The following is a 12,251-nucleotide window of genomic DNA, read 5'->3' on the forward strand; positions in this document are numbered from 1 at the left end:
GGGGGGGCTGCATGGAGGACCTGGACGGCCGGTGCGCGCTCGCGGGCGACCCGCCGGCGGCCCGCGAGGCGGTGGCGCGGCGCCCGGTGACGCTCGCGGACGTGGCCCGCGAGGCGCGGGTCGGCGAGAGCACGGTCTCGCGCGTGCTGCGCAGCCACGGGTCGTTCTCGGAGCGGACGCGCGCCCAAGTGGAGGCGGCCGTGGCGCGGCTCGGCTACGTGCCGAACCGGATCGCCGGGACGCTCGCCTCGACGGGCTCGCGCCTGATCGGCATCGTGATCCCGTCGCTCACCAACATCGTGTTCCCGGACGTGCTGCGCGGCGCCACCGGCGCCCTCGACGGGGAGGGATTCCAGTCGGTCATCGCCGTCACGGATTACGACGACGATCGCGAGGAGGCCCTGGTCGATTCCCTGCTGAGCTGGCGCCCGGCCGGCCTGCTGATCACGGGGTTGGAGCACAACCAGGGGACGGTAAGACGCCTCCACGCGAGCGGCGTGCGCGTGGCCGAACTCCTCGACCTCGACGGGCCGGGGCTCGACATCGTGGTCGGCTACTCGAACCGCGCCGCCGGCGAGGCCAGCGCCCGCTACCTGATGGCCCGCGGCTACCGGCGCATCGCCTATCTGGGCCACGACCTCGCCCGCGACCGGCGGGCCGGCAAGCGCTACGCGGGGTTCCGCGCGGCCCTGGCCGAGGCGGGGCTCGCGCTCCACGCGGAGGAGCGCATCACGGCCCCCTCCTCCGTCGAGGCCGGACGGCACGGGCTCTCGGCCCTGCTGGCGCGGGCGCCCGACTGCGACGCGGTCTACTTCTCGAACGACGACATGGCGCTCGGGGGCTACTTCCACTGCCTCGCGGCCGGCATCACCGTGCCGGACCGGCTCGCCCTGTTCGGCTATAACGGGCTCGACGTGGGGCGGCTGATGCCCCAGCCGCTCACCACCATCCGCACCCCGCGCGTCGAGGCGGGCGCGACGGCGGCGCGCCTCCTCTGCACGGACGCGCCGGCCACCCGGGTCGATCTCGGCTTCGAGCTGATCGTGGGGGCGACCGCGTGAGCCGGGCCGCGCGATGAGCGAGACCGCCCTGCGCGAGGCGATCTGCCGCTTCGGCCGCTCCCTGTTCGAGCGCGGCCTCACCCCGGGCTCCTCGGGCAACATCTCGGTGCGCCTCGACGACGGCGGCTGGCTGGTGACGCCGACCAACGCCTCCCTGGGCTTCCTCGACCCGGCGCGGATCTCGCGCCTCGACGGCGGCGGGCGGCTCCTCTCGGGCGATCCGCCCACCAAGGAGATCCCGCTGCACGGGGCGCTCTACGACTCGCGCGCGGCGTCCCGCGCCATCGTGCACCTGCACTCGACCCACGCGGTGGCGGTCTCGATGCTGCCGGAGATCGATCCGCGCGCGGTGCTCCCGCCGCTCACCGCCTACTCGGTGATGCGGGCCGGCACGGTCGCCCTGGTCCCCTACTACCGCCCGGGCGACCCGGCGGTGGCCGACGCGATCCGGGGCCTCGCCGGGGCCTATTCCTCGGTCCTGCTCGCCAATCACGGGCCGGTCGTGGCGGGCGACACGCTCGAGGCCGCGGTCTTCGCCACCGAGGAACTGGAGGAGACGGCCAAGCTCTACCTCCTGCTGCGCAACCTCAATCCGCGCCACCTCACCCCGGCGCAGGTGCAGGACCTCGTCGCGCATTTCGGGCTGAGCCTGCCCGACCACGACCATTGAGGCGCCGGCTTGATTTCCGGGCGCCGGCCGTGATCGGTGGGGGTCCCACGCAGCGAGAGCCCATGACCGAGCCCCTGACGCCCCGCGACCGGCTGATCGTCGCCCTCGACATGGCGAGCCGCGACGAGGCCGAGCGCCTGATCGACCGCATCGGCGACGCCGCCGCCTTCTACAAGATCGGCTACCGGCTCGGCTACGCGGGCGGGCTCGCCCTGGCCGAGCGGCTCGCCGCCTCCGGCGTCAAGGTCTTCCTGGACCTGAAGCTCCACGACATCGGCAACACCGTCGAGGAGGGCGTGCAGTCGCTGGCGCGCCTCGGCGCCCACCTGCTCACCGTCCACGCCTACCCGCAGACGATGCGGGCGGCGCGGCGCGGGAGGGACTCGGTGCCCGGGAGCGCGCTCAGGCTCCTCGCCGTCACGGTGCTCACCTCCTACGACGATGCCGACCTGCGCGAGGCCGGCTACGCCGGCGGCGTAGCCGACCTCGTGGCGTCCCGCGCGGCCGCCGCCCGCGACATCGGCATCGACGGGATCGTCTGCGCGGCGACCGAGGCCGCCGCCGTGCGGGCGGTGATCGGGCCGGACCGCCTGATCGTCACCCCCGGCATCCGCCCGGCGGGCGCCGCGAGCGGCGACCAGAAGCGCGTCGTGACGCCGGCCGCCGCCATCCGGGCCGGGGCCGACCACCTCGTGGTCGGCCGGCCGATCACCGAGGCCGCCGATCCGCGCGCGGCGGCGCGGAGCATCGTTTCCGAGATCGCCGAGGCGTGAGCAGGGAGAGTCGAATGCCGAGAGGGTACTGGATCGCCCGGGTCGATGTGCACGACGAGGACGCCTACAAGAACTACGTCGCGGCCAACGGCGCGGCTTTCGCCAAGTTCGGCGGGCGGTTCCTCGTCCGCGGCGGCGCGTTCGAGGCGGTGAGCGGCACGAGCCGCAAGCGCAACGTCGTGCTGGAATTTCCGAGCTACGCCGACGCCCTGGCCTGCTGGAACTCGCCCGAGTACCAGGAAGCGCGGGCCAAGCAGCAGGGCGGCGCGGAGATCGACCTCGTCGTCATCGAGGGCTACGACGGGCCGCAGCCGACCCTGTCGGCGCCGCCGCAACCGGACAACCCGGCCTCCGAGTGATCCGGGATCCGCGTGATCGAAGCGGATCGCGGCTCACGAGCCCGCGCGGCGCCTGAGCGACGCCGCCATCCGCATGGCCGAAATCGGAGATGGCGAAGCCATCAACCGGAGGTCGGACGAGGCGGCGGAACCCCGCGCGGCGCGCCGCCGCGCGGGGCTGCTGGCCGTCAGGCCGCCATCGCGGCCTTGAGGTTCTCGTCGATCTTGTCGAGGAAGCCGGTCGTCGAGAGCCAGCGCTGATCGGCGCCGACGAGCAGCGCGAGATCCTTCGTCATGTGGCCGGCCTCGACGGTGTCGACGCAGACCGTCTCGAGCGTGGCGGCGAACTTCGCCAGCTCCGCGTTGTCGTCGAGCTTGGCGCGATGGGAGAGGCCGCGGGTCCAGGCGAAGATCGAGGCGATCGAGTTCGTCGAGGTCTCCTTGCCCTTCTGGTGCTCGCGGTAGTGGCGCGTCACGGTGCCGTGGGCGGCCTCGGCCTCGACGGTCCGGCCGTCCGGCGTCAGCAGCACCGAGGTCATCAGGCCGAGCGAGCCGAAGCCCTGCGCCACGGTGTCCGACTGCACGTCGCCGTCGTAGTTCTTGCAGGCCCACACGTAGCCGCCCGACCACTTCAGGGCCGACGCCACCATGTCGTCGATCAGCCGGTGCTCGTAGGTGATGCCGGCCGCGTCGAACTTCGCCTTGAACTCGTTCTGATAGACCTCCTCGAAGATATCCTTGAAGCGGCCGTCATAGGCCTTCAGGATGGTGTTCTTGGTCGAGAGGTAGACCGGGAACTTGCGGGCGAGCCCGTAATTCATCGAGGCGCGGGCGAAGTCGCGGATCGAGTCGTCGAGGTTGTACATCGACAGGGCGACGCCGGCGCCCGGGAACTTGAAGACCTCGCGCTCGATGACGGTGCCGTCCTCGCCCTCGAACTTGATGGTGAGCCGGCCCTTGCCCGGAACCTTGAAGTCGGTGGCGCGGTACTGGTCGCCGTAGGCGTGGCGGCCGACGACGATCGGCTGCGTCCAGCCCGGCACGAGGCGCGGCACGTTCCGGCAGATGATCGGCTCGCGGAAGATCACGCCGCCCAGGATGTTGCGGATCGTGCCGTTCGGCGACTTCCACATTTCCTTGAGGTTGAACTCCTTCACCCGCGCCTCGTCGGGCGTGATAGTGGCGCACTTCACGCCGACGCCGTGCCGCTTGATCGCCTCGGCCGCCTCGATGGTCACCCGGTCGTTCGTGGCATCGCGATGCTCGATCCCGAGATCGTAGTACTCCAGAGGGATATCGAGATAGGGATGGATCAACTTGTCCTTGATGTTCTGCCAGATGATCCGTGTCATCTCGTCCCCGTCGAGCTCCACGACGGGATTCGTCACCTTGATCTTCGCCATGATCGACCAGCCTTCCCTATGCGGCGAGCGTGCCCGCTGTTGCAGCGGATGATGTCCGCCGGCAAGGACCGGGCCGTCGCGCGGTCATAGCGCGCTGCAGCATCACGGGGAAGCCGGGCGGCGCCGGCAATCGCCCACAGAAAAAGGCCCCGGCGCGGTCGCCGGGGCCGAGGAGGTCTCATCGGGAAACGCGCCCGGAGCCGCGCGGTTCCCATGCGGGCTGGCCCGCCGGCGCGCCCGCGCCTAGAAGCGCCGGACAATCCGGAACCGCCTCCCCATGTTCGAGCACCCGCCCCGCCCCGCCGTCATCCTGGTCGAGCCGCAGCTCGCCGAGAATATCGGCATGACCGCCCGCGCGATGGCGAATTTCGGCCTCTCGGAGCTGCGCCTCGTCGCGCCGAAGGGCGGCTGGCCGAAGAAGGGCGTGCGCGAGACGGCCTCGGGCGCCACCCACGTCCTCGACGGGGCGACCATCCACGCCACGGTCGCGGAGGCGATCGGCGACCTCCATCACGTGCTCGCCACCACGGCGCGAGAGCGCGGGCAGATGAAGCGGGTCATGGGACCCGACGAGGCGATGGGGAGCGTGGTGGCGCGGCAGGCGGCCGGCGAGCGGGTCGGCATCCTGTTCGGGCGCGAGCGGGTCGGCCTGTCGAACGACGAAGTCTCGCTGGCGGACGCGATCGTGACCTTCCCGGTCGACCCGCGGCACGCCTCCCTCAACCTCGCCCAGAGCGTGCTCCTCGTCGCCTACGAGTGGCGGCGCGCGTCCGGCCTCGCCACCCTGCCCTTCGACGGCGAGATGCGCTCGCCGCCGGCCCCCCGGGAGGCGCTGCTGTCGCTGTTCGAGAGCCTGGAGGGGGCCCTCGACGCGGTCGGCTACTTTCCGCCCGAGAAGCGGGGCGGGATGGTGCGCAACCTGCGCGACATTCTCCACCGCATGGCGATGACCGAGCAGGACCTGCGCAGCCTGCACGGCGCCCTCCGGGCGCTGACCCGGCGCGCCCCGGCCGAGCGGGAGCCGGATTAGAGCATTTTCCGACGAAGTGGATGCCGGTTCGTCGCAGAACATGCGGCAAGATCAAAGACCTAGAGCAGCACCCGATTGCAACGTGATCGGGTGCTGCTCTAGGGCAGTTTCGCCAAGGATTGCTCGACGTCGGCGATCAGGTCCTCGATGCTCTCCAGCCCGATCGACAGGCGCACCGTCTCGGGTCCCACGCAGGCCGCCGCCTTCTCGTCCTGGCGCAGCTGCCGGTGCGTGGTGGTGGCCGGGTGGATCGCCAGCGACTTGATCTCCCCGATATTGACGAGGTGGGAGATCAGGTCGAGGCCGCTGATGAAGGCGAGCGCCGCGGGCTCGCCGCCCTTCAGCGCGAAGGTGAAGATCGCGCCGGCGCCCTGGGGCACGTAGCGGTTCGCCACCGCCTCGCCGGCCTGGCCCGGAAGCGAGGGATAGCTCACCCAGGCGACCTTCGGATGCGCCTTGAGGCGGGCGGCCACGGCCCGCGCGTTGGCGCAGTGGCGCTCCATGCGCAGCGGCAGCGTCTCGATCCCTGTCAGGGTCAGGAAGGCGTTCATCGGCGAGAGGCCGGGGCCGAGGTCGCGCAGGCCGAACAGCCGGCAGGCCGTCGCGAAGGCGGTCTCGGGGAAGCGCTCCGACACGACGAGCCCGTCGTAATCGGGCCAGGGCTCGTTGATCAGGTTGTAGCGGCCGGTGGCGCGCCAGTCGAAGCGGCCCGCGTCGCAGACGATGCCGCCGATCACCGTGCCGGACCCGGACAGGAACTTCGACGTCGAGTGCACGACGATGTCGGCCCCGTGCTCGATCGGCCGGATCAGGGCGGGCGAGGCGAGGGTGTTGTCGACGATGAGCGGCAGCCCGTGCCGGCGCGCCACCGCGGCCACGCCCGCGACGTCGACGACGGTGCCGCAGGGATTGACGATCGACTCGCAGATGATCGCCCGGGTCCGGTCCGTGATGGCGCGCTCGAAATCCTCGGGGGTCAGCCCGCGGCTGAATTGCGGGGTGAGGGCGTAGCGGGTCTCCAGGCGGCGCATCAGGCCGAGCGAGCCGCCGAACAGCCGCGCGGAGGCCACGTAGGAATCCCCGGCCTGCAGCAGCGTCAGCAGCACGAGGAGCATGGCGGCCTGGCCGGAGCCCACCGCCACCGCCGCCTTGGCGCCTTCGAGGGAGGCGACGCGCCGCTCCAGGGCCGCGACGGTCGGGTTCGAGCCGCGCGAATAGGAGAACCCCGTCGCCCGCATGGCGAAGATGTCGGCCGCCTGCTCGTTCGACTCGAAGACGAAGCCGTTGGTGAGGTAGATCGGCTGCGCGCGCGCGCCGGTCGCCGGGTCGGGGGCCGCCCCGCCATGGACGGCGCGGGTGGCGAAGGCGAGGGACGCGGGGTCGAGGGGCGGCATCGCGGCGGTCCGGGGATCAGGCGGCGCGCCGCACGCAATCGTGCAGCGCCTGGACGAGGTTGCAGGGCGCGTAGGGTTTCGGGATGAAGCGGGCGCCGTCCGGCATGTCGTGCGGCCCCGGCGTGCCCATGCCGGAGACGACGAGCACCGGGATCCAGGGCCAGCGCCGCGCCACCAGCCGGGCCAGCGCGAGCCCGTCGATCGAGCCCAGCGGCATGTCGACGTCGGTCATCAGCGCGTCGACCTCCTGGGCGCTCTCCAGCACCTGCAGGGCCTTGTCGGCGTGGGGCGCCTCGACGACCTGGAACCCCGCCTCCGCCAGCGTGTCGGCGGCCTCCATCAGCAGCAGCCCGTCATCCTCCACCAGGAGGATGACGGGGGGCTCCGGGGCGGCGCAGTCCGGCGGGTTCGGGCTCACTGTCATGGGCGGCAACGGCTGAGGGGATGGCTGGTTGCTGCCTATGGGCAGCCATCCCCTGGGTCAAGCGCGGCCGGACCGATCGCCCGACGCCCGCGCCGCCCGTCATCCGGTTGATCTCTTCGCGATGCGGATGTCGGCCCCGCTCACGCGCCGCACAGGCTTTTTATCCCAAATCCGCATGATCCCTTCGGGATGGCGGCTTTGGGCTTCGCTCAAGCGCCGCGCGGGCTCGTGAGACGGGATCCGCTTCGATCGCGCGGATCCCGTCTCAGCCGGCGAGGGCCTGGTCGAGATCCGCGATCAGGTCGGCCGGGTCCTCGATGCCGACGGAGAGGCGCACCACCTCCGGCCCGGCCCCGGCCCGGACCTTCTGCTCGTCGCTGAGCTGGCGGTGCGTGGTCGAGGCCGGATGGATCACGAGCGAGCGCGTGTCCCCGATATTGGCGAGGTGCGAGAACAGCTTGAGGTTCGACACGAGCCTCACGCCGGCCTCGTAGCCGCCCTTCAGGCCGAAGGTGAAGACGGCGCCGGCCCCGAGCGGGCAGTAGCGCTTGTGCAGGGCGTGGTAGCGGTCGCTCTCCAGGCCCGGATAGCTGACCCAGGACACGAGCGGGTGCCCCGCCAGGTGCTGGGCCACCACGCGGGCATTGTCCGAGTGGCGCTGCATGCGCAGCGGCAGGGTCTCGATGCCGTTGAGGATCAGGAAGGCGTTGAAGGGCGAGAGGGCCGGCCCGAGGTCGCGCAGGCCCAGCACCCGCACCGCGATGGCGAAGCCGAAATTGCCGAAGGTCTCCGACAGGACCATGCCGCCGTATTCGGGCCGCGGCTTCGAGAGCATCGGGTAGCGGTCGTCGCCCGCCCAGGAGAAGCTGCCGCCGTCCACGATCACGCCGCCGATCGAGTTGCCGTGGCCGCCGAGGAACTTCGTGGCGGAATGGACCACGATGTCGGCGCCGTGCTCGAAGGGCCGGATCAGGTACGGGGTCGCCATCGTGTTGTCGACGATGAACGGGATGTTGTGGCGCTTGGCGACGGCCGCGACGGCCGCGAGATCGGTGATCACGCCGCCCGGATTGGCGATCGATTCCACGAAGATCGCCTTGGTGCGCGGCGTCACGGCGGCCTCGAACGAGGCCGGATCGTCCGTGTCGGCCCAGACCACGTTCCAGCCGAAGTTCTTGTAGGAATGGTTGAACTGGTTGATCGAGCCGCCGTAGAGCTTGTTGGCGGCGATGAACTCGTCGCCCGGCTGCAGCAGGGCGTGCATCACCAGGAACTCGGCGGCGTGGCCGGAGGCGACCGCGAGGGCGGCGGTGCCGCCCTCCAGGGCGGCGACCCGCTCCTCCAGAACCGCGTTCGTCGGGTTGCCGATGCGGGAGTAGATGTTGCCGAAGGCCTGAAGCCCGAACAGCGAGGCGGCGTGGTCGACGTCGTCGAACACGAAGGACGTCGTCTGGTAGATCGGCGTCGCGCGCGCGCCCGTCGCGGCGTCCGGCGCCGCCCCGGCATGGATGGCGAGGGTGTTGAAACCGGGCAGGCGGTCGGTCATGGGGCGGCTCCTCGGCGGGAATGCCCGTGCTCTAGGGTGCGGGCGCGGCGGGGGTCAAGGGCGAGCCCGGCTCGCAGGGATCGAGGGCGAGCCCGGCTCGCAGGGGGCAAGGGCGAGCCCGGCTCAGCGCAGCCGCTTGCGGATCCGCGCCGCCAGCCCGTCGCGCACTTCGCGGTAGGCGTCGAGCCGCTGCTCCCGCGAGCCCTGGCTCGCGGTCGGGTCCGGGGTCGGCCAGTACTCGACCTCGGCCGCCACGGTGCGGGTCAGTTCGAGGGCGGCGTGGTGGGCCTCCGGCGACAGGGAGATGATGAGGTCGAAGTTCAGCCCCTCCCACTCCTCCAGCTCCTCCAGGGTGCGGGGCCGGTGGCGGTGCGCGTCGATCCCGATCTCGTCGAGGGCCGCGATCATGAACGGGTCGGTCGGCTCGCCGGAGCGCACGCCGGCGGATTGGACGTAGACCGAGCGGCCGAAATAGTGCCGGGCCAGCGCCTCCGCCGCCGCGGAGCGCACGGCGTTGAAGTTGCAGACGAACAGCACGGATTGCACCCGCCGGCCGGCCCTCGCCGCCGGATCGCCCGGGGCGCCGGTCACGGCCCGCCCCCGGTCGCGGCCGCCTCGCCCATCCGGCGTCAGCCCTTCCAGTGCAGGGCGAAGATGAGGGTGAAGAGGCGGCGCGCGGTGTCGTGGTCGACCTCGACCTTGCCGTCGAGGCGCTGCTTGAGCAGTTCCGACGCCTCGTTGTGGACCCCGCGCCGACCCATGTCGATCGCCTCGATCTGGCTCGGGGAGGCGGTCCGGATCGCCTTGAAGTAGCTGTCGCAGATCATCTCGTAGTCGCGGATCACGCCCCGGAACGGCGTCAGCGACAGGAGATGCGTCATCACCGGGGCGCCGTCCGCGGTCGAGATCGCGAAGGCGAGCTTGTTCTCGACGAGGCCGAGCCGCAGCGCGTAGGGGCCGCCGTCGTGGTTGGCGACGGCGAAGTGGTTGGATTCCAGTATGTCGTAGATCGCGATGGCGCGCTCGTGCTCCTGGTCCGGGTTGCCCCGCCCGATCGAGTCCTCGTCGAGCTTGACCGCCGCAAGGCGCCGGTGCGGATCGGGAGCATCGCTCGACATCGGTTCTGGTCCCCGGATTGGTCTTTGGGTCGCCGCGGCGTGGCGCTACCTGACGCGCAAGCGCGCGCCCGCGCAAGCCGGCGGCGTCAGAGGTTCAGGCGGATGGCGACCGAGCGGGCATGGCCGTCGAGGCCCTCGGCGCGGCCGAGCGTCACCGCGGCCGGGCCCAGCGCCCGCAGGGCCTCCGGCGAGCAGGACAGGATCGAGGTGCGCTTCATGAAGTCGAGGACGCCGAGCCCGGAGGAGAACCGCGCCGAGCGCGCGGTCGGCAGCACGTGGTTCGGCCCGCCGACATAGTCGCCGATCGCCTCCGGGGTGTGGGCGCCGAGGAAGATCGCCCCCGCATTGCGCACCCGCGCGCCCAGGGCCTCGGCGTCCCGCGCCTCGATCTCCAGGTGCTCCGGGGCGAGGCGGTCGACGAGGGGGATCGCGTCCGCGAGGCGCGCCACCCGCACGATGGCGCCGTAGTCGCGCCAGCTCGCCCGGGCGATCGCTGCCCGCGCCAGCGTCGCGAGCTGGCCCTCCACCGCCGCCGCCACGGCCTCCGCCAGGGCGTCGCTGTCGGTGATCAGGATCGCCTGCGCGGCCGGGTCGTGCTCGGCCTGGGCCAGGAGGTCGGCGGCGACCCATTCGGGATTGGCGCCCTCGTCGGCGAGGATCAGCACCTCGGACGGCCCGGCGATCATGTCGATCCCGACCTGCCCGAAGACCCGGCGCTTGGCCGCCGCCACGTAGGCGTTGCCGGGGCCGACGATCTTGGCGACGGGCGCGATCGTCGCCGTGCCGTAGGCCAGGGCCGCCACCGCCTGCGCGCCCCCGACCCGGAAGATCTCGTCGACGCCGGCGATCCGGGCCGCGGCGAGCACGAGCGGGTTGGTCACGCCGCCCGGCGTCGGCACCACCATGGCGAGGCGCGGCACGCCCGCGACCTTGGCGGGGATCGCGTTCATCAGAACCGAGGACGGGTAGCTCGCCGTCCCGCCCGGCACGTAGAGGCCGACGGATTCGAGGGCGGTCCAGCGCCAGCCGAGGGTGACGCCGAGCGCGTCCGTCTCCCGGTGGTCGGCGGGGCGCTGCGCCCGGTGATAGGCCTCGATCCGCTCCCGGGCGAGGTGGAGGGCGTCGAGCGCCTCGCGGGGGGAGGCCGCGACTGCCGCGTCCACCTCCGCTTGCGTGACCCGGATCGAGGCCTCGGTGAAGTCGGCGCCGCGGCCGTCGAAGCGCCGGGTATAGGCGACGAGGGCGGCGTCGCCCTCCCGCGCCACCGCGGCGATGATCGCCCGCACGGCCTCGTCGACATCCTCCGCCACCTCGCGCTTGACCGTGAGCAGGCGGGCGAAGTCGGCGTCGAAGGTGGGGGCGCGGGAATCGAGGCGCAGCATCGGGATGTCCGGAGGCGGGAGCCGGGGTCGGTCGCGCCCACTGGCAGAGAATGCCGGTCCTGTCCAGGCGGAGGATGGAGGGGACCGACCCCGCGCCGGATCGCCCGGGACGGGGGCTGCCAGACCCGCGGCCGCGCGCTGCGGGGGAGCGGTCTCAGGCCGCGTCGAGCGGGATCGGGTGGACCGGGCGGCTCTCCGCCCCCCAGACCGGGCCGAGATCCCGCATGCCGGCCTCGATGCATTCGAGCTCGAGCCGGATGGCGCCGCCGCCCGCGAAGACCAGCGTCGCGGTGCCGGAGGGCGGCTCGCCGGGCTCGAAGGTGATGGCGAGGAGTTCCATCGCGGCGTCGGGCGTCTCGCGCGGGATGCCGCGGCAGCGCACCGCCATCACCCGGTCGAAATGCAGCCCGGTCAGGCGCCGCCGCGGCGGGGCGCCGTCCGGGGCGGTCCAGTCGAACCGGCGCGCCACGAGGGCGAAGCGACGCTCGCGGGGCAGGTAGGCGAGGTCGCCCGCCCGCAGGACGGCGTCCTGCAGATGGGCCGAGATGACCGCGAGGTCGTCGGCGTCGAGGGCAGCGAGCTTCAGAAGCTCCATCTCCGCGTCCTTCACTGTCGGCGTCCTTCAGGCAGGGGGCCGGCCGCCGGGCGAAGTCCGGTCCCGGGGCCTCTACTCCTGGTAGGTAGCGACGGCCCCCGCCCCGAACAACCGCCCCCGCCGGCTCACCCACCGTTCATCTCGTTGCCGTTAGATCTGCCCGGCATGACAGGAGACCACGCGTGAGACCGGTGACGCTCGCGGCCCTCGCCGCACTGACCCTCGGCGGCGGCATCGCCCCTGCCCTCGCCCAGTATTACGGCGACGGGTACGACCGCCCGCGCCGCCGCGAGTTCCGCGAGGAGTACGAGCGGCCGCGGCGCGGCCCCGAGGGCTACTATTACGGACGCGAGCGCGCGCTGCGGCGGGAGGGGTTCGGGCGCATCTGCGTGACGGCGCGCGGCAATTGCCCGACCCGGCCGGGGCCGATCAACGCGCCCTGCGGCTGCGAGATCCCGGGCTTCGGCCTGAAGCGCGGCCAGATCGGCTACTGAGGACGACGGTCGGGGCGGGCCGC

14 protein-coding genes are annotated in these 12,251 nt (G+C 72.3%); 6 read left to right on the forward strand and 8 right to left on the reverse strand.

Annotation, left to right across the window (positions count from 1 at the left end):
• Positions 1-11 precede the first annotated feature (11 nt).
• The 4 genes from QA634_RS13320 (at position 12) to QA634_RS13335 (ending at position 2,863) form a co-directional block, all read left to right on the forward strand.
• The gene (locus tag QA634_RS13320) at positions 12-1,061 is read left to right on the forward strand and encodes a LacI family DNA-binding transcriptional regulator (protein ID WP_012332472.1); all 1,050 of its coding nucleotides are present in this window, start codon (positions 12-14) and stop codon (positions 1,059-1,061) included.
• 13 nt (positions 1,062-1,074) lie between these two features.
• Positions 1,075-1,731 (forward strand): 3-oxo-tetronate 4-phosphate decarboxylase, encoded by a 657-nt coding sequence (otnC, locus tag QA634_RS13325; protein ID WP_012332473.1) that lies wholly within the window; start codon positions 1,075-1,077, stop codon positions 1,729-1,731.
• 62 nt (positions 1,732-1,793) lie between these two features.
• Positions 1,794-2,504, forward strand: a complete 711-nt coding sequence (gene pyrF / locus QA634_RS13330; RefSeq protein ID WP_012332474.1) for an orotidine-5'-phosphate decarboxylase — start codon at positions 1,794-1,796, stop codon at positions 2,502-2,504.
• A 14-nt stretch (positions 2,505-2,518) separates the two neighbouring features.
• Positions 2,519-2,863: a DUF1330 domain-containing protein gene (locus QA634_RS13335; RefSeq protein WP_012332475.1), complete on the forward strand. Its 345-nt coding sequence runs from the start codon at positions 2,519-2,521 to the stop codon at positions 2,861-2,863.
• Positions 2,864-3,030: 167 nt separating this feature from the next.
• On the opposite strand, the gene QA634_RS13340 is transcribed toward QA634_RS13335, so the two are convergent.
• The gene (locus tag QA634_RS13340) at positions 3,031-4,245 is read right to left on the reverse strand and encodes an NADP-dependent isocitrate dehydrogenase (RefSeq protein ID WP_012332476.1); all 1,215 of its coding nucleotides are present in this window, start codon (positions 4,243-4,245) and stop codon (positions 3,031-3,033) included.
• A gap of 277 nt (positions 4,246-4,522) precedes the next feature.
• Here QA634_RS13340 and QA634_RS13345 point away from each other — a divergent pair, with 277 nt between their 5' ends.
• Positions 4,523-5,275, forward strand: a complete 753-nt coding sequence (locus QA634_RS13345; RefSeq protein ID WP_012332477.1) for an RNA methyltransferase — start codon at positions 4,523-4,525, stop codon at positions 5,273-5,275.
• A 98-nt stretch (positions 5,276-5,373) separates the two neighbouring features.
• Here the strand turns inward: QA634_RS13345 and QA634_RS13350 are convergent, their stop codons facing one another.
• The 7 genes from QA634_RS13350 to QA634_RS13380 all read right to left on the reverse strand — a co-directional run bounded on the left by QA634_RS13350 (position 5,374) and on the right by QA634_RS13380 (position 11,734).
• Positions 5,374-6,669 (reverse strand): O-acetylhomoserine aminocarboxypropyltransferase/cysteine synthase family protein, encoded by a 1,296-nt coding sequence (locus tag QA634_RS13350; RefSeq protein WP_012332478.1) that lies wholly within the window; start codon positions 6,667-6,669, stop codon positions 5,374-5,376.
• A 16-nt stretch (positions 6,670-6,685) separates the two neighbouring features.
• On the reverse strand, positions 6,686-7,093 hold the full coding sequence (locus QA634_RS13355; RefSeq protein ID WP_012332479.1) for a response regulator: 408 nt from the start codon (positions 7,091-7,093) through the stop codon (positions 6,686-6,688).
• A 265-nt stretch (positions 7,094-7,358) separates the two neighbouring features.
• Positions 7,359-8,639 (reverse strand): O-acetylhomoserine aminocarboxypropyltransferase, encoded by a 1,281-nt coding sequence (locus QA634_RS13360; protein ID WP_012332480.1) that lies wholly within the window; start codon positions 8,637-8,639, stop codon positions 7,359-7,361.
• 123 nt (positions 8,640-8,762) lie between these two features.
• On the reverse strand, positions 8,763-9,230 hold the full coding sequence (locus QA634_RS13365; protein WP_012332481.1) for an arsenate-mycothiol transferase ArsC: 468 nt from the start codon (positions 9,228-9,230) through the stop codon (positions 8,763-8,765).
• Positions 9,231-9,268: 38 nt separating this feature from the next.
• Entirely contained in the window at positions 9,269-9,757 is a 489-nt protein-coding gene (locus QA634_RS13370; protein ID WP_012332482.1) for a UPF0262 family protein, read from the reverse strand.
• A gap of 86 nt (positions 9,758-9,843) precedes the next feature.
• Positions 9,844-11,139 carry a histidinol dehydrogenase gene (hisD, locus tag QA634_RS13375; RefSeq protein WP_012332483.1) on the reverse strand — a complete coding sequence of 432 codons (1,296 nt, stop codon included), beginning with the start codon at positions 11,137-11,139 and terminating at the stop codon, positions 9,844-9,846.
• Between the two features lie 154 nt (positions 11,140-11,293).
• Positions 11,294-11,734 carry a DUF2948 family protein gene (locus QA634_RS13380; protein WP_043702376.1) on the reverse strand — a complete coding sequence of 147 codons (441 nt, stop codon included), beginning with the start codon at positions 11,732-11,734 and terminating at the stop codon, positions 11,294-11,296.
• A 182-nt stretch (positions 11,735-11,916) separates the two neighbouring features.
• On the opposite strand from QA634_RS13380, the gene QA634_RS13385 reads away from it, so the two are divergent.
• Positions 11,917-12,228, forward strand: a complete 312-nt coding sequence (locus tag QA634_RS13385; protein ID WP_415926906.1) for a hypothetical protein — start codon at positions 11,917-11,919, stop codon at positions 12,226-12,228.
• Positions 12,229-12,251 lie beyond the last annotated feature (23 nt).

The sequence above is a fragment of the Methylobacterium sp. CB376 genome (assembly GCF_029714205.1).
Lineage (GTDB): Bacteria > Pseudomonadota > Alphaproteobacteria > Rhizobiales > Beijerinckiaceae > Methylobacterium.

Coding starts and splice junctions, on each gene's coding strand:
- QA634_RS13320 (WP_012332472.1), top strand. CDS start 12: ATGGAGGACCTGGACGGCCGGTGCGCGCTCGCGGGCGACCCGCCGGCG.
- otnC (WP_012332473.1), top strand. CDS start 1,075: ATGAGCGAGACCGCCCTGCGCGAGGCGATCTGCCGCTTCGGCCGCTCC.
- pyrF (WP_012332474.1), top strand. CDS start 1,794: ATGACCGAGCCCCTGACGCCCCGCGACCGGCTGATCGTCGCCCTCGAC.
- QA634_RS13335 (WP_012332475.1), top strand. CDS start 2,519: ATGCCGAGAGGGTACTGGATCGCCCGGGTCGATGTGCACGACGAGGAC.
- QA634_RS13340 (WP_012332476.1), bottom strand. CDS start 4,245: ATGGCGAAGATCAAGGTGACGAATCCCGTCGTGGAGCTCGACGGGGAC.
- QA634_RS13345 (WP_012332477.1), top strand. CDS start 4,523: ATGTTCGAGCACCCGCCCCGCCCCGCCGTCATCCTGGTCGAGCCGCAG.
- QA634_RS13350 (WP_012332478.1), bottom strand. CDS start 6,669: ATGCCGCCCCTCGACCCCGCGTCCCTCGCCTTCGCCACCCGCGCCGTC.
- QA634_RS13355 (WP_012332479.1), bottom strand. CDS start 7,093: ATGACAGTGAGCCCGAACCCGCCGGACTGCGCCGCCCCGGAGCCCCCC.
- QA634_RS13360 (WP_012332480.1), bottom strand. CDS start 8,639: ATGACCGACCGCCTGCCCGGTTTCAACACCCTCGCCATCCATGCCGGG.
- QA634_RS13370 (WP_012332482.1), bottom strand. CDS start 9,757: ATGTCGAGCGATGCTCCCGATCCGCACCGGCGCCTTGCGGCGGTCAAG.
- hisD (WP_012332483.1), bottom strand. CDS start 11,139: ATGCTGCGCCTCGATTCCCGCGCCCCCACCTTCGACGCCGACTTCGCC.
- QA634_RS13380 (WP_043702376.1), bottom strand. CDS start 11,734: ATGGAGCTTCTGAAGCTCGCTGCCCTCGACGCCGACGACCTCGCGGTC.